20 protein-coding genes are annotated in these 20,980 nt (G+C 66.1%); 14 read left to right on the top strand and 6 right to left on the bottom strand.

Annotation, left to right across the window (positions count from 1 at the left end):
* Nucleotides 1-1,152: 1,152 nt before the first annotated feature.
* The gene (locus tag CWT10_RS12665; RefSeq protein ID WP_158247600.1) at nt 1,153-2,169 is read right to left on the bottom strand and encodes a LacI family DNA-binding transcriptional regulator; all 1,017 of its coding nucleotides are present in this window, start codon (nt 2,167-2,169) and stop codon (nt 1,153-1,155) included.
* A 213-nt stretch (nt 2,170-2,382) separates the two neighbouring features.
* Between CWT10_RS12665 and CWT10_RS12660 the strand changes: the two genes are divergently transcribed.
* Nucleotides 2,383-3,537 (top strand): zinc-binding dehydrogenase, encoded by a 1,155-nt coding sequence (locus CWT10_RS12660; RefSeq protein ID WP_103062365.1) that lies wholly within the window; start codon nt 2,383-2,385, stop codon nt 3,535-3,537.
* An 18-nt stretch (nt 3,538-3,555) separates the two neighbouring features.
* Here CWT10_RS12660 and CWT10_RS12655 read toward each other — a convergent pair whose 3' ends face one another.
* The 3 genes from CWT10_RS12655 to CWT10_RS12645 all read right to left on the bottom strand — a co-directional run bounded on the left by CWT10_RS12655 (nt 3,556) and on the right by CWT10_RS12645 (nt 6,335).
* Nucleotides 3,556-4,062 (bottom strand): pre-mRNA-splicing factor, encoded by a 507-nt coding sequence (locus tag CWT10_RS12655; protein ID WP_103062366.1) that lies wholly within the window; start codon nt 4,060-4,062, stop codon nt 3,556-3,558.
* Between the two features lie 90 nt (nt 4,063-4,152).
* Nucleotides 4,153-5,079: a myo-inosose-2 dehydratase gene (gene iolE, locus CWT10_RS12650; RefSeq protein WP_103062367.1), complete on the bottom strand. Its 927-nt coding sequence runs from the start codon at nt 5,077-5,079 to the stop codon at nt 4,153-4,155.
* A gap of 59 nt (nt 5,080-5,138) precedes the next feature.
* A complete protein-coding gene (locus tag CWT10_RS12645; protein ID WP_103062368.1) occupies nt 5,139-6,335 on the bottom strand; it encodes a Gfo/Idh/MocA family protein in 1,197 nt (398 codons plus the stop codon).
* Between the two features lie 195 nt (nt 6,336-6,530).
* On the opposite strand from CWT10_RS12645, the gene CWT10_RS12640 reads away from it, so the two are divergent.
* From CWT10_RS12640 to guaA (CWT10_RS12610), 7 genes are all read left to right on the top strand, one after another.
* Nucleotides 6,531-7,259 (top strand): sulfite exporter TauE/SafE family protein, encoded by a 729-nt coding sequence (locus tag CWT10_RS12640; protein WP_416171696.1) that lies wholly within the window; start codon nt 6,531-6,533, stop codon nt 7,257-7,259.
* Nucleotides 7,260-7,349: 90 nt separating this feature from the next.
* Entirely contained in the window at nt 7,350-8,951 is a 1,602-nt protein-coding gene (gene guaA / locus CWT10_RS12635) for a glutamine-hydrolyzing GMP synthase (protein WP_233188046.1), read from the top strand.
* 96 nt (nt 8,952-9,047) lie between these two features.
* Complete coding sequence (locus CWT10_RS12630; RefSeq protein ID WP_103062371.1) at nt 9,048-9,293, top strand: type II toxin-antitoxin system RelB/DinJ family antitoxin; 246 nt, start codon at nt 9,048-9,050, stop codon at nt 9,291-9,293.
* Nucleotides 9,280-9,612 carry a type II toxin-antitoxin system PemK/MazF family toxin gene (locus CWT10_RS12625; protein WP_103062372.1) on the top strand — a complete coding sequence of 111 codons (333 nt, stop codon included), beginning with the start codon at nt 9,280-9,282 and terminating at the stop codon, nt 9,610-9,612. The genes CWT10_RS12630 and CWT10_RS12625 overlap by 14 nt, the downstream gene beginning before the upstream one ends.
* A 259-nt stretch (nt 9,613-9,871) precedes the next feature.
* Nucleotides 9,872-11,182: an ISL3 family transposase gene (locus tag CWT10_RS12620; RefSeq protein ID WP_103062545.1), complete on the top strand. Its 1,311-nt coding sequence runs from the start codon at nt 9,872-9,874 to the stop codon at nt 11,180-11,182.
* 217 nt (nt 11,183-11,399) lie between these two features.
* On the top strand, nt 11,400-11,636 hold the full coding sequence (locus CWT10_RS18025; RefSeq protein WP_103061806.1) for a type II toxin-antitoxin system RelB/DinJ family antitoxin: 237 nt from the start codon (nt 11,400-11,402) through the stop codon (nt 11,634-11,636).
* 350 nt (nt 11,637-11,986) lie between these two features.
* On the top strand, nt 11,987-12,970 hold the full coding sequence (gene guaA, locus CWT10_RS12610; protein WP_199176296.1) for a glutamine-hydrolyzing GMP synthase: 984 nt from the start codon (nt 11,987-11,989) through the stop codon (nt 12,968-12,970).
* A gap of 377 nt (nt 12,971-13,347) precedes the next feature.
* Here guaA (CWT10_RS12610) and CWT10_RS17700 read toward each other — a convergent pair whose 3' ends face one another.
* Nucleotides 13,348-13,476: a hypothetical protein gene (locus CWT10_RS17700; protein ID WP_269843702.1), complete on the bottom strand. Its 129-nt coding sequence runs from the start codon at nt 13,474-13,476 to the stop codon at nt 13,348-13,350.
* A 65-nt stretch (nt 13,477-13,541) separates the two neighbouring features.
* On the opposite strand from CWT10_RS17700, the gene CWT10_RS17090 reads away from it, so the two are divergent.
* The 5 genes from CWT10_RS17090 to CWT10_RS12585 all read left to right on the top strand — a co-directional run bounded on the left by CWT10_RS17090 (nt 13,542) and on the right by CWT10_RS12585 (nt 18,060).
* Nucleotides 13,542-13,913, top strand: a complete 372-nt coding sequence (locus tag CWT10_RS17090; RefSeq protein ID WP_199176297.1) for a Fic family protein — start codon at nt 13,542-13,544, stop codon at nt 13,911-13,913.
* Nucleotides 13,914-13,959: 46 nt separating this feature from the next.
* Nucleotides 13,960-14,487: a GNAT family N-acetyltransferase gene (locus CWT10_RS12600; RefSeq protein ID WP_103061808.1), complete on the top strand. Its 528-nt coding sequence runs from the start codon at nt 13,960-13,962 to the stop codon at nt 14,485-14,487.
* Nucleotides 14,488-14,830: 343 nt separating this feature from the next.
* Complete coding sequence (locus CWT10_RS12595) at nt 14,831-16,093, top strand: ATP-binding protein (protein WP_103061809.1); 1,263 nt, start codon at nt 14,831-14,833, stop codon at nt 16,091-16,093.
* Between the two features lie 166 nt (nt 16,094-16,259).
* Nucleotides 16,260-16,484 (top strand): helix-turn-helix transcriptional regulator, encoded by a 225-nt coding sequence (locus tag CWT10_RS12590; RefSeq protein ID WP_269843703.1) that lies wholly within the window; start codon nt 16,260-16,262, stop codon nt 16,482-16,484.
* 316 nt (nt 16,485-16,800) lie between these two features.
* Nucleotides 16,801-18,060, top strand: a complete 1,260-nt coding sequence (locus CWT10_RS12585; RefSeq protein WP_103061810.1) for an ATP-binding protein — start codon at nt 16,801-16,803, stop codon at nt 18,058-18,060.
* A 112-nt stretch (nt 18,061-18,172) separates the two neighbouring features.
* Here the strand turns inward: CWT10_RS12585 and CWT10_RS12580 are convergent, their stop codons facing one another.
* Nucleotides 18,173-19,420 (bottom strand): ATP-binding protein, encoded by a 1,248-nt coding sequence (locus CWT10_RS12580; RefSeq protein ID WP_233187990.1) that lies wholly within the window; start codon nt 19,418-19,420, stop codon nt 18,173-18,175.
* 300 nt (nt 19,421-19,720) lie between these two features.
* Here CWT10_RS12580 and CWT10_RS12575 point away from each other — a divergent pair, with 300 nt between their 5' ends.
* A complete protein-coding gene (locus CWT10_RS12575) occupies nt 19,721-20,731 on the top strand; it encodes an aldo/keto reductase (protein WP_103061812.1) in 1,011 nt (336 codons plus the stop codon).
* Nucleotides 20,732-20,980 lie beyond the last annotated feature (249 nt).

The following is a 20,980-nucleotide window of genomic DNA, read 5'->3' as shown; positions in this document are numbered from 1 at the left end:
TCCTGGCTAAACCGGCTCTTCATGTTATGGGGTGGTCTACTACGCCTGTTGGTGGTCTACTACGCCGGTTCGGTGTTTGTTGAAGGGCTGTGGAGTCTTCAGCCGAGGTCGAGGTGGCGTAGTAGAGGTCGAGGTGGCGTAGTAGACGCTATCTCTCTGCGGCCAAAGCCTCCCGCGCCTCCCGTGCCGCTCTTCCAGCGCCGGGTGCTTCCAACGCCCGTGGGGAGTGGCCCTAGCAGGCCTGTGCTGCCATACCTGCCATGTGCCCCTCAGCTCGTGGATCTGGGTGTAAGAAAGGGTGGTGGACGGGGCGATCGTCCGCAGTTCCAGTCTTCGTGTTGCGGGGACTGGGCCAGAGGCTCGTCCCTGCCGACAAGGAACGCAGCTCCACCACACCCTCAGACACGAAGAGCTCTCAAACCGGCTCTGCCGGTTTGAGGGTGTAGTGGGTGGGTGTGGGACCGGCCGGCTGCTGGCCGCGTACTTGGACCGCGTTACTGCGGTTGGACCGTCTGAGAGTGCGTTTCAGGTGGTCCATCCGCAGCCAGGGGGTCCGACAGCAGGCAGGTGGTCCGGGTGAGGGCGTGTTGGTTCGGGCCGGTGCGATTGCCTTGGACGCCGGCGCACCCAAGGTCAACGGTCAAGATGCCCTAGGCCGCGGACGTCGCCGGCATGGCCGGCAGCCAGGCCCGGCCTGGCAGCGGGCCGGGCTGGACGGTGGGCCCAGTTGGGCCGCGTGCCCGGTTCATCACTAAAGGCGTCCCAGCCGATCGGACAAGGGGGGCCGGGACGGCGACCAGAAGGCCCTGGCCTGCTCACCTCATCAGGACGGCAGGCCGGAGCATGGGAGCCAAAGTGTCCAAAATCGGCACAAACACCCCGCCCCACCCAACAGGCGCCCTCAGACTCGTCGGAACCATGCGGATCTGGTGAGCGACGTCGGGCGGGGGAACATCGTTCGTGCCGAATCTGGACACTTCCCCCGGGCCCACCGACCCCACCAACCGAACTCGATCGTCATATCGACCGAACTCGATGGTAATAACGACCGAACTCGGTGGTTATATCTACCGAACTCGACGGTTATTTCGACCGAACTCGGTGGTTATATCTACCGAACTCGGCGAGCACACCCTCAAACCGGCAGAGCCACTAAGCCGTCGAAGAGGCGCGTATTACCAGCTGACCTTCGGCGTGGATGTCCTGTGGGGGAGGCGGTGAGTCGGGGTGTCGGGTCAGGGAGTCGGCGCGTTCGAGGAGGAGTCGTACCGCCTGCTCGGCCATCTCGCGAGCGGGCTGATTCAGACTGGTGAGCGCGAATTCGCCGTGTCGGGCCAGATAGGTGTTGTCATAGGAGGCCAGGGGGGCAGGGGCGGCACCGCCGGAACCGAGTTCCCGCAGCACGGCCACGGCCTCAATGGCCAGCATGTCGTTATGAGCGATCAGGCCCATCCGGGGGGTGCCGGCGTCCAGTAGACGGCGAACGGCGGCGCCGGCGTCGTCGTCGCTGGCCACCTCGGTGGTCATGGGCAGACCCGCATTGCGGGCGGCCCGGTATAGAGACTCCTCGCGAGCGAGGCGGGAGGCGGTGTCGCCGACCCCGGGGGCAACATACGCCAAAGAATTCGCCCCGCGAGAGACCAGGTGGCGGACGATCTGTTCGGCGGCGTGTCGCTCGTCGATGTGGACGGCGTCGACATGCCCTCCGGGCGGGAGTCTACCGATCAGGCAGGTGGGAGTCTCCTCGCCCAGTGCGACCAGCTGCTCATCGGTCAGCCACGGGGATACCAGTATCAACCCGAGTACCCGAACGCCCAGGAGAGAGTCGATCGCTCGGCATAGTCGGTCCTGATCCTCCGCACCGACCGTGACGAACACGGTCAGTCCGTGCTCGGCGGCGACGTCGTTCAGGGAGCAGGAGACCTCCTCGAAGAAGGCGTTGCGCAGGTTCGGCAGCACCAAGCCGATCGTCGTGGAGCGCCGGCGTGCCAGTGCCGAGGCGGACGTATTAATGCGATAGCCGAGGGATGCGGCCACTTGCATGATGTGTGCACGTGTACCGTCTGCCACTCTGGGGGAGCCGCTAAGAGCGAGGGAAACCAGGCTGCGCGAGACTCCGGCGGCTGCGGCGACGTCGGACTGGGTGACGGCGTGGCCATTGGTGGACATGGCTTGCCCCTCCTCTCGGCACTGGCGCGGATGCGGACGGGAGGACTGTAGTCCATATGGTGGGCGCAATGAGTTTGCGGCTGGATGTTCGTTTACCGATCGGAAGCAGGCCGGCATGCTTTGTCAGGACAAAGCGTGCCGGATGTGTTAGGCTGTACCCAGGCCTCGCGCCAGGGCGCGATCGTCGCGTCCGCCTCAGGAGAGACACTCACCATGACGAGCAACGAAGCAGTCCATAACACCATCATCCCTGAAACCATGCGCGCCGCCGTGCTGCGCGACCCCGCGGTCGGCCTCGAGCTTGAGACCATCCGCACCCCGCATCCCAAGAACGGGGAGGTCCTGATCAGGGTCGCCGCCTGCGGCCTGTGCCACTCCGACCTGCACGTGATCGGCGGCGCCATCGCCTTCCCGCTTCCGGCCGTGCTCGGCCACGAGGTCACCGGCACCATCGTCGAGCTCGGCCCCGGCAATGAGCACGCCGGCCTGAAGGTCGGTCAGAACGTCGCCGGCGGATTCCTCATGCCCTGCGGGCAGTGCGAGGCCTGCGCGGCCGGCCGCGACGAGCTGTGCGGCCCCTTCTTCGACCTGAACCGGCTGAAGGGCCTCCTGTACGACGGCACCACCCGCCTGGCCACGCTCGAGGGCGACCCCATCCACATGTATTCCATGGGCGGCCTGGCCGAGTACGCGGTCATCCCCGCCACCTCCGTGGCCCCCGTACCCGACACCCTGGACCTGGTGTCAGGCGCCATCCTCGGCTGCGCCGCCATGACCGGCTACGGGGCCGTGCGCCGCGGCGCCGACCTGCGTTTCGGGGAGACCGTCGCCGTCGTCGCCACCGGTGGGGTGGGTACCAACGTCGTCCAGGTGGCGCGCGCCTTCGGTGCCAGTGAGGTCATCGCCATTGACGTCTCCGACGACAAGCTCGCCCCCATGCCAGGTTACGGCGCCACCGCCGTGGTCAACTCCGTCACCCAGGACGCCCGCGAGGAGGTACTGAAGCTGACCGGCGGTAGGGGCGTCGACGTCGCCTTCGAGGCGCTCGGCATCCCCGCCACCTGGAAGACCGCCCTCGATGTGCTGGCCGACGGCGGCCGCATGGTCCCCATCGGCCTGGGCGCCGGCGTGCAGACCGCGCAGGTGGAGATCAACCGCACGGTGCGCCGCTCGCAGCGAATCCTCGGCTCCTATGGCGCCCGCACCCGCCAGGACCTGCCGGCCGTGGTCGACCTGGCAGCCCGCGGCGTCATCAACTACCAGGACGTCGTCTCCCGGCGCTTCCCGCTTGAGGAGGCGGGTGCCGGGTACGAGGCCCTGCGCAACCGCCAGATCCAGGGGCGTGCGGTAGTGGACATGAGCCTGTGAGATAGGCGCGGGAAGAACTCAGCCGATGCTGCGTTCCCCGGAGGCGGGTTGATCCACAGGGATGTTGTTGCGGCTGTGCCGCAGAGCGGCAGATGAAAATGCCAGTCCAACGATTCCCAGTAGGATGAGGGCGCCTGCGGGGAATGTGATCTCCCAGAAGTAGTCCCGGGCGAGCGCAGGCGCTCGCGTTATGGACCAAACGCCGCCGAGGAACCCCAGGGTGCCGGCGCCGGCCAGTATGGAGGCGCCATGGATCGCGGTGCGCAACAGGCGTCGCACTGACTCCCAGGGTGTGAAGATCTGAACGACGGGCAGTGCCAGCCAGGCGGAGTAACCTGCCATGCACCACAATGCCGCCATGCGCAACGGGGAATGTGTCATTGCGTCAAGCAGGTGCCCCATGGCGAGCCGCACCAGAAAGATCCATACTGCAACGCAGTATGCGATGAGAAGGGCGTCATTCCTGGTGAAGCCCGTGGTGTTGCGGTTCCAGCGGGAGACGTCGGTGAAGAATCCGTGAATCATGATGATGGCTCTGCGATAAGCTGTGTGTTATCGGGCAGCATCCTGTAGTCCTCGCCGTCGAGGGCACACCGCTATCGGCGAGGAGTGGATTCAGGCATTAAACAGCGTCGACTCGATGTAGGCGCGGGCCTTGGCCCCGTACTCGTGCGGGTTGGCGATCGCCGGGTCCTGCTCGGCCTCCACCAGGATCCAGTCCCGGTAGCCGTGGTCGATCAGGAACTTGTAGGGCTCGGTGAAGTCGATCATGCCGTCACCGGGGACGGTGAACATGCCCGCTAGGAAGGAGTCCAGGAAGGAGCGCTCCAGCCGCTTGGACTCCTCCAGCTTCTCCGGGCGCACGTCCTTGAAGTGCACATGCGCCACCCGGTCGATGGTGGCCTGAAGCAGGCCCATGACGTCGCCGTCACCGACGAAGGCGTGGCCGGTGTCGAACAGAAGGGAGACCTTGTCCGGGTCAGTCAGCTCCATGAGCTTGATGGTCTCTGCCTTGGTCTGCACCACGGTGCCCAGGTGGTGGTGGTAGACCAGGGTGAGCCCGTGCTCTTTGGCGATCTCGCCAAGACGGTTCAGGCCCGCGGCCAGCACCGGCCACTGCTCATCGGTGAGCACCGGCTTGTCGGTGAAGATGCATACGTCGCGCTTGCCCTGCACGGAGCCGGTCTGCTCGGAGACGACCACGCGCGTGGCGCCCAGGAACTGCAGGTACTCGCAGGTGGCGGTGAACTCCGGGATGACGGCCTCCACGCCGTCGCGCACGATGAAGGAGGAGAACCACTGGGCGACGATCTGAATGCCGCGGGCCTCGGCGCGCTCCTTGGCGACCTCCTTGGCGGGGAACCAGCCGGCCACCTCGGTGCCTTGATAGCCCAGGTCAGCCAGATCCAGCAGCATGTCCTCCAGGGTGTTGAAGGCGCCGACCTCCTTGATGTCGTCGTTGCGCCAGGAGATGGGGTGCATGCCCCAGGTGATGCCGTGGGGGTCGTTAATGGCGGTGGCGGGGTCGAGGCGGAAGCTCATGAGCGATCTCCTTCGGAGCGGTTGGTGTGGATCTGTTTGGCTGTGATTAGCTGGCGGGTTCAGGTATCGAAGGTGGTGCGGCCCTGAACGCGGGCGACCTCGTGCCACTGCCCGTCGGCCGCGGAGGCGACGACGGCGGCGTCAACCTCGGCGGCGCACCAGGCGTCCGCGGCGGAGGGGGCGTGCTGCTCGCCGGTCAGGACGGAGCGGATGAACTGGGCGGCCTCAATGGACTTCAGATCATCGAAGCCCATGGACGTGCCAATCGCGGGCTGGTAGCGGTGCCATTCGCCCCAGGCGGGGCCGGCCATGGCGCGGCGGTAGCCGTGGGTGGGGCCGCCGTCGACGTCCAGGCAGACCTCAAGCTCGTTGAGTCGTTCGAAGTTCCAACGGGCCGAGCCCTGCGTACCGTAGACCTCCACCACGTACTCGGCGCGCGGTCCCACGCTTACGCGCGAGGACTCCATGGTGGCGACGGCGCCGGACTCGAAGCGGGCGAGCATGCCCACGTAGTCTTCGTTCTCAACCTCGCCGACCTCGTCGCCGATTTCGAATCCGGAGTGGCCGATGCCCATCTTGGTGGGGATGGGGCGCTCCTTGATGAAAGTGTCGGTCAGGGCGGTCACCGAGGCGATGCGGCCGATCAGGTACTGGGCCAGGTCCGCCCCGTGGCTCATCAGATCCGGGACGACGCCGGCCCCGGCCTTGTCTCGGGAGGCGCGCCAGGTCAGGGGGCTGCGGGGCGAGGAGTTGTAGTCGGCGATGAACCAGACACGGGCGTTGGTGATGCGGCCAAGCTTCCCGGAGCGGATAAGCTCACGCATGTACTCAATCGCCGGCACGTGCCGGTAGTTGAAGCCGACGGCGGTAACCAGTTCGGCGGCCTCGGCGGCGCGGGCGATGGTCTTGGACTGCTCGGCCGAGGTGCCCATGGGCTTCTCGATCCAGAACGGCTTGCCGGCCGCCGCGGCGGCCAGAGCAATCTCCTGATGCAGGTAGTTCGGAGAGGCGATGGAGACGACCTCGACCTCCGGGTCGGCCAGCAGCTCGCGGTAGTCGGAGTAGGCGCGCTCGAAGCCCAGGTCCTCCACGGCGGCCCGCTGCGTCTCCTCGATCGGGTCGGCGGCGGCCACGAGGCGGGCCTCGACTCCCAGTTCGGGGAAGCGCTCGGACAGGGAGCGGTAGCTGCGGGCGTGCAGGCGGCCCATCCAGCCCAGGGAGATGACTCCGACTCCGATTTGGCGTTTGGTGCTCATGGGTGACTCCTTCGCCGACCACCGTGGTCGTAAAGTGGCGAGTATTCAAGGTGATTGGCGCGATAACACGTGTCGGCGGTGACGTGACAGCAGCGTATTCGGTGATCATTTGTCCTGTCAAGCGCCGAGCTGGAGGGGTGGTCCAAAGGCGACCTCCGGCGGAGGTGCAGGCCTTAAGATGGCTTTGTGCAGACAATGCTGTCCACCCCGACCTGGCTGGTTCTCATCGTCGCCGCCGCCGCCATCGGCCTGGCCAAAACCGCCCTGCCCGGTGCGGCCACCCTTGCCGTGGCCCTGTTCGCCACCGTTTTGCCCGCCAAGGAGTCCACCGGCACCATGCTTGTGCTGCTCCTGGTGGGGGACGCGCTGGCAATCAGCATGTATCGCCGCGACGCCGACTGGGGCACGCTGCGCCGGCTCGTCCCCGGGGTGCTCGCGGGCGTGGTTCTGGGCGCGCTCTTCTTGCGCGTGGCCTCCGACGAGGTCACCAAGCGGTTCATCGGCGTGCTGCTGATCGCCCTGATCGCCATCACGCTGCTGCTCATGCGCCTGCCACATCCGCCGCAGATTCAGGGCCGGGTGGGTCGCGCCGTCTACGGCACGCTGGCCGGCTTCACCACCATGGCTGCCAATGCCGGCGGGCCGGTGACCAGCATGTACTTCCTGGCCTCCCGGTTCTCCGTGGCCACCTTCCTGGGGACAACCGCCTGGTTCTACTGCATCGTCAACCTGGTTAAGCTGCCCTTCTCCATCGGCTTGGGCATTATCCGGCCCGATACGCTGTGGATGGATTTGGTGCTGGTGCCGGTTGTGGTGGCTGCGGCACTGGGAGGGCGCTGGCTGGCAGGGCACATGGACAACAAGGTCTTCGACCCGCTGGTCACGGTGCTCACGGCCCTGTCTGCCGCCTATCTGCTGATATGAGGACGGGCCCGGCAGGGAGGCGTGCTGCCAATAGGGGCGGCGGGCATGCGCCGTCGTTGGCACACGACCGCAGCCCGCTATCCTGTGCCGGTGACGACAATTCCCCATGGCGCCACCGGGGATGAGGAGGGCCGAACCGGTCCCGTCCTGGTGGTGGACTTCGGCGCCCAGTACGCCCAGTTGATCGCCCGCCGCGTGCGCGAGGCGAGCGTGTACTCCGAGATCGTGCCGTACACCATGTCGGCTGTCGACATGCTCGCCAAGCGGCCGGCCGCCATCATCCTGTCCGGCGGGCCCGCCTCCGTGTACGCCGACGGCGCCCCCGGGGTCGATCCCGCCCTGTTCGAGGCGGGCGTGCCCGTGCTGGGCATTTGCTACGGCTTCCAGACCATGGCCCAGGCCCTCGGCGGCACTGTCGGGCGCACCGGTACCCGCGAGTACGGGCACACCGAGGCCGACGTCGACCCCGACTCCTGCCTGTTCTCCGGCACCCCCGCCCGGCAGGCGGTGTGGATGAGCCACGGCGACGCCGTGCAGGCCGCCCCGGATGGCTTCACCGTCACCGCCTCCACCTCACAGACGCCCGTGGCCGCCTTCGAGGATCCCGCCCGGCACCTGTACGGGCTGCAGTGGCACCCGGAGGTGCTGCACTCGCAGTCCGGGCAGCGGGCACTGGAGAACTTCCTCCGCGACGGCGCCGGCATTCTCGCCACCTGGACGCCGGACAACATCATCGACGAGCAGGTCGAGGCCATCCGGGAGCGCGTGGGCGACGCCCACGTCATCTGCGGCCTGTCCGGCGGCGTCGACTCCTCGGTGGCCGCGGCCCTGGTGCACCGGGCCATCGGGGATCAGCTGACCTGCATTTTCGTGGACCACGGCCTGCTGCGCGCCGGCGAGCGCGAGCAGGTGGAGCGCGACTACGCCCGGGGCATGGGCATCCGCGTGATCACCGTGGACGAGTCCGAACGCTTCCTGACCGCGCTTGCGGGCGTGAGTGAGCCGGAGGCCAAGCGCAAAATCATCGGCCGGGAGTTCATCCGCTCCTTCGAGGCCGCCCAGCGGCGCGTGATCGCGGAGGTGGGCGCCGCCGGCGGGGAGATCAAGTTCCTGGTGCAGGGCACGCTGTACCCGGACGTGGTCGAGTCCGGCGGCGGCGAGGGCGCCGCCAATATCAAGAGCCACCACAACGTGGGCGGCCTGCCCGACGACCTGGACTTCGAGCTGATCGAGCCGCTGCGCGCCCTGTTCAAGGACGAGGTGCGCGCCATCGGCCGGGAGCTGGGTGTGCCCGAGGGGATCGTGGCCCGCCAGCCCTTCCCCGGGCCGGGGCTCGGTATTCGCGTCATCGGCGAGGTGACGGCGGAGAACCTGCGCATCCTGCGGGCGGCGGACGCGATCGCCCGTGAGGAGCTGACGGCGGCGGGGCTGGATGGGGAGATCTGGCAGTGCCCGGTGGTGCTGTTGGCCGATGTGCGCTCGGTGGGAGTGCAGGGTGACGGGCGCACCTATGGGCACCCGGTGGTGCTGCGGCCGGTGAGTAGTGAGGACGCCATGACGGCGGACTGGGCGCGGCTGCCCTATGAGGTGTTGGCTCGCATCTCCACGCGCATCACCAACGCCGTCCCGGAGGTCAACCGTGTGGTGCTGGACGTGACCAGCAAGCCCCCGGGCACCATCGAGTGGGAGTAGCGGCGAGGTCTACCTGGCAGCCAGGGCTAGCTAGCGTGAAGGTATATTCTGCACCGTTTCGTTGATATGATGTGTCTTGAAGGAAGGCGGCATGTCATGGCAATGAGACAGATAGCCACGAGGGTTGACGCGGAGCAGGCGGAGCTCTTCAAGGAGACCACGAGGAAGCTCGGCACCACCCCGGCGGACGCGCTGCGCATGTTCGTGACCGCCTTCAACAGTCACCGTGGCTTCCCTTACGACGTGCGCCTCTCGGAGGACGTCGAGCCGTTCGCCACCGAGGAGGACGCCACCAGGTTTGCGACGGACCTGTCCCTGAGGGCGATCAATGAGGCGCGGTGAGGTTTGGACGCTGCGGAACGACGCCTATGCGAGCAAGGCGCGATCGGTAGTTGTCGTGCAGAGCGATGAACTGACAGGCTTCGGATCGGTTGTCCTGTGCCTATTCACGAGCTTCGACTCGCGCGACATCCCCACGAGGGTCCCTATCGACCCGAGTGAAGGTAACGGGCTTGCGAAACCGAGCTACGTGATGACCGAGAAGATCGTCACTGTGGACAAACAACTTCTCGGAAAGCGAGTTGGTATCCTGGACAAAGATGACATGGCAGAGGTCTCGCGGCAGCTCATCGCCGTCCTAGGGTTGCAGGCATCAAGCTGAAGAGATTCTTCCGGTCTGGGCGTGGGAGCTTACGCGTGGGGCTGTGTGTCAGGGGTGGAAGTGGCAATATCAATGACAAACACTCCCGATGCCAGCGAGAGCGGACCCGGTACCCGCATGATTCCAACGTTTGTGGCTCTTCGTGTTTGAGGGTGTGGTGGTGGGGTAGTCGTGGGTGCGCGTGTCGCAGGGGCGGGTAGGGGTCGAGGTCCCCGATGATTGGTGGTTGCTGAACACCACCGATCACGGAGACCTCGACATGGCCGAGACTACCTTTGCTGCCCCTGATTTTGCTAGTTTCCTGGGCCTGGACGCGCTGGGACTGACTGTCACCGGCATGCGCATAGATGGCGGCGGTGCACTGGTGGAGTGTCGGCTGCAGGTCTGCGAGGAGGATGCGTTCTGCCGGGTCTGCGGGGCCCAGGGCGCCCCGGTGGGGACCGTCGCGAGGCGGCTGGCGCATGTTCCGGTGGGCTGGCGCCCAACCCACTTGCTGGTGCGGCTGCGCCGGTGGCGCTGCCAGGGCTGTGGGCGTGTGTGGAGGCAGGACGCGTCTCGTGCGGCCGCCAAGCGGGCGAGGCTGACCTTGGCGGCCAAGGAGTGGGCGATCCGGGCCGTGGGGGTGGAGTTCATGTCCATCTCGCGTGTGGCGGCAGCTCTGGGGGTGTCCTGGCACACCGCCAATGAGGCCGTCCTTGAGCGGGCCAAGGACCGCTTGATCAATGATCCTGGACGTCTGAAGGGTGTGGAGGTCATCGGGGTGGATGAGCATGTTTGGCGGCACACCCGCAAGGGCGACAAGTACGTCACCGTCATCATCGACCTTACACCCGTGCGCGACCGTACCGGCCCCTCCCGCCTGCTGGACATGATCGAAGGCCGCTCCAAGCAGGCCTTCAAGCAATGGCTCCAGGAACGCGACGAGGACTGGCGCAGCCGGATCGAGGTGGTCTCGATGGATGGGTTCGCGGGCTTCAAGACCGCCGCCGCCGAGGCCCTACCCGGCGCGACGGAGGTCATGGACCCCTTCCACGTGGTCGCGCTGGCCGGGGACAAGCTGGATGAGTGCCGCCGCCGCACCCAGCGCGAGACCACCGGGCGGCGGGGCCGTAAGGACGACCCCCTGTACAAGGCCCGCAGGCTGCTGCGCACCGGGGCGGGCCTGGTGAGCGACAAGGGCTGGGAGCGTCTCGAACAACTGTTCGCCGACCCCCACAACACTCCGGTAGAGATCATGTGGGGCGTGTATCAGAAGATCATGGCCGCCTACCGCGCCAAGGCCCCCGCCCAGGGCAAGACCCTGATGGAGAAAGTGATGCAGACCCTCACCACCGGCGTGCCTGACGCCCTCGAAGAGCTGAAGTCGCTGGGCAAGACCCTGGCCCAGCGGCGCGAAGACATACTCGCCTACTTCGACCACCGCGGCACATCCAACGGACCCACTGAAGCAGTCAACGGCCGCCTGGAGCACCTACGCGGCATCGCCCTGGGCTTCAGGAATCTGACCAACTACACCATCCGCAGCCTCATCCACGCCGGAGGCTTCAGACAACAGCTACTACACCCCTAAACGCGAAGAGCCCGTTTTGTTCGCTGCCGCCGACGCCCCTGGGCGCGTTTGTCATCGATTTTGACATCTTGGGTTCCTACCCATCGAGACGCGGTACGGCGGTCAGCTATGACCTGCTGGCTAGCGGGTCGGCGTCCGGCACGCGCTGCGCATGTTTGTGCGTGAGCCACCCAAGTGGCCTGGGTGGCTCACCCTCTGCGGGGAACGCGTGTTGTAAATGTATACACATATGCGTTACCCAAGCGGCGAGGTGATTGCTGTGCAGAAGTCTGCGACGCTTAATCTGCGAGTCGACCCCGAGGTCAAGCGGTCCGCGGAGTCCGTCCTTGCGCGGCTGGGCATATCCACGTCCACCACCGTCGACATGTTTCTCCGGCAGGTTTCTCTCACGGGGGCAGCCCCTTCAGGGGCGCGCTACCAGAGGCGCCGAGGTCGGTTGATGTCAGCGCGATGACCGACGAGCAGCTGCGCGAGGCGTTCATGAGGAGCCTGCTCGAAGCGAGGAACGGTGAGGGGGTCGAGGCGGCTGCAGCGTGGTCCCAGTTGAGGGATGAGCTCATCAATGCATGAGTACGAGGTTCGCATCGTCCCAGCTGCGATCGACGGGACTTCGGGCTCCTGAAAGCAGCCGAACCGCTTGAGATCGGGCACGATGAGATCAGAGATGCCGACGACGCCGCCCGCAATCATTGTCGACGACGGTTGGGGCGGGCTCCATGGAGCGCACGGCCTCTTCCGCGCCATCGCGGGGACGGCAGTAGAGTCGGGCGCGAACCCGCGCACGCGACGATGAAGGAGACGGCCGTGGACTTCACCTCCAACCAGCGCCCCGCCAACATGGAGCGCATCACCACCCCTGAGCTGGCGGACGCCTTCATCGCCGAGGCCGTCGAGGCCGTGCGCGCGCAGGTCGGTGACGGCAAGGTGCTGCTGGCCCTTTCCGGCGGCGTCGACTCCTCCGTCGTCGCTGCCCTGCTCATCAAGGCGATCGGCAAGCAGCTGATCAGCGTCCACGTCAACCACGGGCTGATGCGCAAGGGTGAGTCCGAGCAGGTGATCGAGGTTTTCCGGGACGGACTGAGCGCCAACCTCGTCTACGTCGACGCCACGGACCGGTTCCTGAACCTGCTGGCGGGCGTGGCCGAGCCCGAGGCCAAGCGCAAGCTCATCGGCGCCGAGTTCATCAATGTGTTCGCCGAGCAGGCCGCGGGGCTTGAGGGCGTCGGCTTCTTGGGGCAGGGCACCATCTACCCAGACATTCTCGAGTCCGCCGACGGCGTGAAGGCCCACCACAACGTCGGCGGCCTGCCCGAGGACATGGACTTCGAGCTCGTCGAGCCCGTCAAGCTCCTGTACAAGGATGAGGTGCGCGTGGTCGGCCGCCGGCTCGGCCTGCCGGAGTCCATGGTGGAGCGCCAGCCCTTCCCCGGCCCGGGACTGGGGGTGCGCTGCCTGGGGGCGATCACCCGCGACCGCCTGGAGGCACTGCGCGAGGCCGACGCCGTCGTCCGCGAGGAGATCGAGGCCGCCGGCCAGGACATTTGGCAGTACTTCTGCGTGGTACCGGATATGCGCGCCACCGGCGTGCGCGACGGCAGGCGCGCCTTCGACTGGCCCGTCATCATCCGCTGCGTCAACACGGTCGACGCCATGACCGCCGAGGTGCCCGAACTCGACTGGCCGCTGCTGCGGCGGATCACCACCCGCATCCTGGCGGAGGTCCCCGGCGTGTGCCGGGTGGCCTACGACCTGACCCCCAAGCCCATCGGCACCATCGAGTGGGAATAGGCAGGTAGAGCGAGGGGCGCGCGACGGGCTACCCCAAACAAGTGCAGCATGCTGCAGCCGGTTGGGAATGTGGCATGGAACCTGGGCCGCCGAATAGACGGCGCCGGCCCCTACAATCGTGTCCGATGACGATTGATGACGATGCGCCGGTGACGCGGCCATCACCCGCGGCGACGACGCCCTTGCTGAATGATGCCCCGGAAGGCGTCAACGTGCCCGGATCACCGCTACTGGCCCGGCTGCGAGCGGAGAAGGCGGAGAGGATTAAGGGCGGGATCTACCACCGCCTCCAGATCGACCTCACCTACTCCTCGAACCGGATTGAGGGCAGTCGGCTCTCCGAGGAGCAGACCCGTCTCATCTTCGAAACCCGAACGCTAGACGCCTCCGAGGGGCCGGTGCGCGTGGACGACGTCGTCGAGACCTCCAACCACTTCCGCGCCATCGACGCCGTAATCGACCATGTGGGTGAGCCGCTCACCGAGGGCGCGCTTAAGCGTCTGCATCGCATTCTCAAGGCGGCGACCGGCGAGCCGCCAAGGAATGGTTCGCCGTCGGCGACTACAAGCGCGTGCCCAACGAGGTCTCCGGGATGCCGACGACGCCGCCCGAGGACGTGCCTGAGGCGATGGGTGCGCTCCTGGCCCGCTATCGTCCGGCTCGGCGCCACACCCTGGAGGAGATCATTGACATGCACGTGCGCTTCGAGCGCATCCACCCCTTCCAGGACGGCAACGGCCGGGTCGGGAGGCTGATCATGCTGGGTGAGTGTTTGGCAAGTGGCGTCGTGCCCTTCGTCATCACCGACGATATGAAAGCCTCCTACTACCGGGGCCTGCGCGAGTGGGATTCGCAGCCCGGATTCCTGTTGGAGACCTGCCGTGGCGCGCAGGACCGCTTCAAACGGCACCTCGACTACTTCCGCATCCCCTACACCGGCTGAGCGTCCGGCCAGCCGCAGAAACCGGGTTTTGCTTACCATGGTGCCCATGGTGATCATCGAAGACGATGCCGTCGCGATTCGGCCGCTGCGGCCCGAGGAGACGCCCCTGTTGGAGGACTTCCTGCTGGAGGCCGTTTACGTGCCCGAGGACTTCACCGGGCAGGTGCCGCGCAGCGTGATCTACGAGGACCCCAAGTGCCGCGCCCACTTCGAGGGCTTCGGAACGCTTCCGGATGATCGGGCACTGGTTGCGGAAGTGAACGGCCGGGTGGTGGGCGCCTGCTGGGTACGCACCACAGAGGGATACGGCCACCTGGACGCCTCCACACCGGCCTTCTCGATCTCCCTGTACCGGGAGTATCGGGGCCGGGGTATTGGCACGCGCCTGCTGCGCCGCATGCTCCAGGAGCTGCGGGAGGACGGCTACGCGCGCGCCTCCCTCGGAGTCGCCAAGGCCAACCGGGCCGTGCGCCTGTATGAGCGAATGGGCTTCCGCATCGTGGGTGACGGCGTCGACGAGACCGAATGGCTGATGGTGTGCGATCTCCAAGACGCGCCCGCTGGCCCGCGGTAGGACCGAGAACGCCCCTTGCCGGTACGGCGGCATCCAGCCGACTATGCCGTCGTCGGCCAGGAGGCGGTCGCCCCAATCCCGGGCGCCTACTCCTTCGAGGATGCGGTCGCGCCTCGGCGGATGGTGGAGATCGGCGTCGGCCTGGTGATGGACGGGGCTCGTGCCCTGAGCGATGGCGTTCATCGTTAGCGGCCTGGTGCGGCCGGTTGAGGCTTGCGATAGCGCCGACTGCCCGGTTGTAACGGCGCCAACTATCCGGTTGTAACGGCGCCAACTGCCCGGTTAAAATGATGTCGACTCTCGGGTTGGGGTTGGTCTTGCGGTGGATTGAGGAAGGCAGTCGATGACCGATACGAGCTACCGTCCTCGCGTCGTTGACGCACTCATTAGCGAGATCCTGGGCTATTCGGGCGGGCTTCTCATTGAAGGCGTGCGCGCCTGCGGCAAGACCATGACCGGACGGCAGCATGCGGCATCCGAGGTCGCCCTGGATTCGGGTCTGCCGCAGATTCGCGCCGCGCTCGACCTCGATCCTGCGTTGCTGCTGGAGGGTGATACTCCCAGACTGATAGACGAGTGGCAGCTGGCGCCGGACCTGTGGAATGCGGTACGGCGGGAGGTCGACTCCAGGCAACGGCCTGGACAGTTCATACTCACCGGTTCCTCGGTTCCCGCCGAGGATGCTACGCGGCATTCTGGGGCCCACCGGATCTCCAGGGTGCGCCTGCGGCCGATGACCCTGTTCGAGCGGGGCCTGGGTACAGGGAAGGTCTCGTTGGCGGCACTATTCGACGGCGAGGCGCCGGCGCCTGCGCTTGACTCCGGCACGAGCGTCCGAGAGGCGCTGGACGCACTGGTCCACGGCGGCTGGCCGGGCGACGTCGATGCCACCACTGCGCAGGCGCAGCGGCATCTGCGCGACTATGCGGAGGATGTCGTCAACATCGACATGGGGCGGCTCGATGGGGAGCCGCGTCGCGATCCGATCAGGTTACGTGCGCTTTTGCGCTCTCTGGCGCGCCATATTGCCACCGAGGCGTCGTTCACCACCATCGCGAGGGACGTGACGACTCAGGCGCTCAGCGCAGAGACCGCCGCGAGCTATGTCAACGCCCTTAGGCGGCTCTTCATTGTCGAAGAGCAGCCCGCGTGGGCTCCGCACCTGCGCTCGCGCTACGCGGTGCGCACCTCATCAAAACTCCATTTCGTGGATCCCGCCCTGGCTGCAGCCATCACCGGGACCTCGGCAGAGCGCCTGATGCAAGACCTGGAGACCGCCGGGTTGTGGTTCGAGTCCCAGGTTGTGCAACATCTGCGTACCTTCGCTGAGTTGCGGGGTGGGCGTGTATACCACTACCGGGACAAGTCGGGAAAGGAGGCCGACGCCGTCGTCGAGTTCGATGACGGGCGCTGGGCTGCGTTTGAGGTCAAATTGGGGCAGCGACAGATAGCGAAGGCCCAGGACTCCCTGGCCGCGTTCGTGGCGGATATTGACACTCGACGTACGCCCGCACCGGTCTTCACCGCCGTCGTGACTGCGGACGGGCCCACCATGAAGCTACCCGACGGCGTCCTCACCTTTCCCCTGAAGGCCTTGTGCCCGTGATCGGCTATGGGGTGGCGATGCAACAACCCGTTGCTCGACGGGACGGGGCGCCTGTGCTGTTCTTAGGTGGCGGCAGCGCTGGGAAGCCGTGAAAGAGGAGGCCGATATGGCAATCGGAGAAGACATCGCCGAGGTCCGAGTGGAGCGGGAATAGACGCAGGACGAACTGGCACAGCGGGTCATAGTCACCCGGCAGGCGGTCTCGCGCTGGGAGACCGGCGCCACCACCCCTGGTATCGACATGTGCAAACTGCTGGCCGCCGCGCTGGACGTGCCGGTAACGCGTCTGCTCGAGGCGCCGCCCGGACCCCACTGCCAGAGCTGCGGCATGCCTATCCCAAAGGACGAGCAACACGGCACCTGCGGCGCTGGCAGAAGTGATTTGGCGTGAAATTGCGTATTTGGGGGTGCGGTGGCGGCGGCAGGCTCGTTCGCCAGGGCCTGCTGAGGCGCACCCCAGGGAGGAGGCAGAAAAAATCTAGACTCGGCAGAAACGCCGTCGATGTCAATTCTGAACATCATCGGCCTCACCCGCCCGCCGCATTCTCGAACCGGAAGAGCCGGATCGGGGCCAACTGACGCAACAGATCCGGTCCAACTGACGCAACAGATCCGGTCCAACTGACGCAACGGATCCGGTCCAAGTCGCGCAGTCGGGTAGGCTGGCGGCGGAAGGGTGCGGGATTCGGAAGCTGGAGGAACGAGCCATGCGCTATCTGCCACGACTCGCAGACGACCTGCTTGGCGAGGCCCTGGCGATCAGCGGTGCGGTGCAGGTCAGGGGGCCGAAGTGGTGCGGTAAAACCGCTACCTCCTTACAACAGGCCGGCAGCGTCATCTACCTCCAGGATCCTGACCACAGCCGGTCCTACCTCGCGCTCGCGGATGCAAAGCCCTCCGCGCTGCTGGAAGGAAAAACGCCGCGACTCATAGACGAGTGGCAGATGGCGCCGCAGCTGTGGGACGCGATCCGCTTCGCCGTCGACCGTCGCGGCGAGCCGGGGCAGTTCATACTCACCGGCTCATCCACGCCGACTGTACAGGGCATGCATTCCGGCGTTGGGAGGATTGCCTCCCTGGTCATGCGGACCATGACGCTGTTCGAGTCGGAGGAGTCCGCTGGGCAGGTGTCTCTAAAGGCGCTTTTTGACGGAGAAACGGAGATCGCCGGTGTCGCCACGCTTGACGTGGAAGACATGGCAAGGGTGCTCTGCCGCGGCGGCTGGCCTGCCGCCGTCACCGCAGGCGCAGCGGCGCCGGTCGGACGCCTGGCAAGGAACTACGTTGAGGGCCTGGTCGACTCCGACGTAGCCCGCATGGACGGGGTGGCCCGGAACGCCACCCGCATGCGTGTGCTCATGCGCGCCTATGCGCGCCACGTCTCCACTCAGGCCTCACAGGCCACGATCGCGGCCGACCTAGCGGTTGATGAAGCCTCCATGGCACCCAACACGGTAAGCGACTACCTCGACGCGTTGGCGCGCGCCTACGTGATCGAGGATCTGCCCGCATGGAACCCTGCGCTGCGTTCGAAGACCGCGATCAGAACCAGCCCGACCCGTCACTTCGTGGACCCGTCGATCGGTGCTGCCGTCATGCGCTGGACTCCGGCTGACCTGTTGCGTGACTTCGAGACCTTCGGACTGCAGTTCGAATCGCTGTGCGTGCGCGACCTAAGGGTCTACGCCGAAGCCAACGACGGGACGCTCTTCCACTACCGTGACAAGACCGGCCTAGAGGCGGACGCCGTCGTGGTCCTCGCTGACGGACGGTGGGCGCCGGTCGAGGTGAAACTCGGTTCCGCGCAGCTTGACGATGCTGCTGCCCACCTGCGTCGCCTGCGGGACCGTGTGGACTTGGACCGAATGGGCGAGCCGTCCTTCCTTGCGGTGATCACCGCTGGATCCACCGCTTACCGCCGAGATGACGGCGTCTTCGTCATCCCCCTGGCATGTCTGCGCAACTGACAGCGCGGCGCTGGCGTGATCGCGTAGCGGCCACCCCGACGACGCGCCGCCGGTGATTACTAATCGCACGACTGACTTCTAGGGGGCCGTGAATGGCGACGGGCCACAACCGCTAGATCGCCCAGACGGGTACCGCCTGTATGTCGCGCGTAATGGGGTAGGGCTCCCTCGTCTGGCAGATAACGTGCCCGAAGCCGAACTCATAGCCCGTAATACGCTCAAGACGCGAGAAGCTCTTGGTAGCTTCTGCGCCGATCTGCACGCCCAGCTTGACCTCCACGGGGTGCAGGACATGCCCTTGCTGGATCACCAAGTCGATCTCGCGTTTCTTCTGGTCACGGTAGAACCACACATCATGGAGATTCGCCCCGGCGTTCATGTAGCTCTTCAGCACCTCGGATACGACGAATGTCTCGAAGACGTGTCCGGCCGCGGCGCCGTTGCGCAACGCGTCCGGCGTCGTCCAACGCGTGAGATGACAGACCAGGCCCGTGTCCATGAAATACAGCTTCGGGGTCTTGGTGAGCCGCTTGTCGACGTTGGACCAGAACGGCCGCAAGATACGGACAATGCCCGACGCCTGGAGCACGGACAGCCATGCCTTGACGGTCTTACGGTCTACCTCGGCCACTCCGGCGACGGCGGAGGCATTGAACAGCTGTCCGGAGCGCGCCGCACAGGCGACCATGAAGTTGTAGAACTTCATCTCATCACTGACGTTGACGAGGTCGCGGACGTCGCGTTCGAGGTAGGTCCTGACATAGTCTGCGTAGAAGGTGTCCCAGTCTTGGGAGGCGTCCTGCAGCTCGGGCATGGAGCCGCGATGGATGTGGGTCCAGAGGTCGAAGCCGTCGGGGACGGCTCGCACCTCTGACTGCTTGAGTCTGGTTGGTACGTAGGCTCCCTTCCCGGTGGAGCCGACCAGCTCCCTCAGGGAGAAGCCGCCCATTTCGATGATTCTGATACGGCCAGCCAGGGAGTCGCTGACGCCTTGCATGAGTTGGTATGTCTGTGAGCCCGTTAGGACGATCTGTCCACGCGCGTCGGACTGATCCACGATGAACTTGACGGTGCTGAACAGCTCGGGGACGCGTTGCACCTCGTCGATGAGGAGGGGTATGTCGTGGCTCTGGAAGAACAGGAGCGCGTCGGTTCTGGCTGTGACGTAGTCCAGGGGGTTCTCAAGAGAGACGTAGTCGAATGCAGGGCTGAGGTGCCTCTTTAGCATGGTGGTCTTACCCACTTGACGAGCTCCCGTCACAAGGAGCACCTTGCCCTGAGACAGTATTGAGTCAACGGTGTCCTCGACCTCGCGCGGAATGTACATGGCAACGCTCCTCTTTTGGAAGAAGCCTCTCATGGCTCACGCTGTCGGTCAAATTTAGGAACGGTACTCCCGAATTTTGCCGTTCGTGGCTGTCAGACGCACTGCATGTTGGTCTAGCCCGGTTGGGCTGTGATGCGGCTGCTTGCGTTTGAGGGCGTGGTGTCCTGCGTCCGTGTCGCCGGGGCATGAACTCGTTGGACCGCTACGAGGGGTACTGTCAGAACCTGGCGGTTCGGGCACCGCCCGGGGCACGCTAAGGCCGGGACGACGGCGTCGCCGCCCCACGCGCCCGACGCGCACGAACCGACTCGCGAACCCTAGGAGACTCAGGCAATGGAGTACACCAAGCTCGGAACCACGGACATCACCATCCCCCGCCTGTGCATCGGCGGCATGAGCTTCGGGAGGGTCTTCCCCGACTTCCACCAGTGGGTCATCGACCAGAGCGCCACCCAGGCGGTCATCGCCCGCGCCCTGGAGCTCGGCGTGAACTTCATCGACACCGCCAACGTCTACGCCCGCGGCACCAGCGAGGAGTTCATCGGCGCCTCCCTGAAGAACCTCGGCGTCAAGCGGGAGGACGTGGTACTCGCCTCCAAGGTCTACTTCAACGAGGGGCACCTGTCCCGGGAAGCGATCAACCGGGAGATCGAGGGGACCCTGGAGCGCCTGGGCACCGACTACCTGGACCTGTACATCATCCACCGCTTCGACTACGACACCCCGGTCGAGGAGACCATGGAGGCGCTGGACGGCCTGGTGAAGGCGGGCAAGGTCCGCGCCCTGGGCGCCTCGGCCATGTACGGCTACCAGCTGCACAACCTGCAGGCGGCGGCCGACGCGGGCGGCTGGACTCGCTTCGCCTCCATGCAGAACCACTACAACCTGCTCTACCGTGAGGACGAGCGCGAGCTGATCCCCGTGTGTGACCAGTACGGGATGTCGCTCACCCCGTACAGTCCGCTCGCCTCCGGTCACCTGACCCGCCCCACCTGGGACTCCGAGTCGGTGCGTTCGGCCACCGATGGCACTATGCGCGCCAAGTACGACCGCGACCGCGAAATCGACATGCCCATCATCGAGCGCGTGGCCGAGACCGCGGAGAAGCACGACGTTCCCATGGCGGATGTGGCACTGGCCTGGCACTGGGCACGGGGCGTGGACGCACCGATCGTCGGCTGCTCGCGGCCCAGCCGGGTCGACGACGCCGTGCGCGCCCTAGACCTCAAGCTCACCGAGGAGGAGATCGCCTACCTGGAGGAGCCGTACCGGCCTCACGAGCTGGTCGGCCCGCTCGCCCGCCCCGGCGACAAGCCCCTCGCCGGCGCAACCGCGAGCAAGTGACTGGACCATGATCGAAGTGCTCCGCCCCGGCAATGCTGCTGCTCCCGCCGGGGCGGAGCTGCATCCTGTGCCCCGACTGGGCGCCACGCGGCAGTGGACTAACGCCACGGCTGGGAAAAGTCACGGCAGGGCTGGACGAGTGCGCGCCAACCCAGTAGCGTCGGATGCATGAGGAAGTAGCGATGCCCCCACGGGCGCACGGAACCAGACTCAGCTCATGAGGCCGTGCCCGGGGTGCAGCATCGCTGA

The sequence above is a fragment of the Actinomyces qiguomingii genome (genome assembly GCF_004102025.1).
Classification (GTDB): domain Bacteria; phylum Actinomycetota; class Actinomycetes; order Actinomycetales; family Actinomycetaceae; genus Actinomyces; species Actinomyces qiguomingii.
The sequence above is the reverse complement of the archived record's forward strand: the minus strand, read 5'-3'. Positions and strand labels throughout refer to the sequence as shown.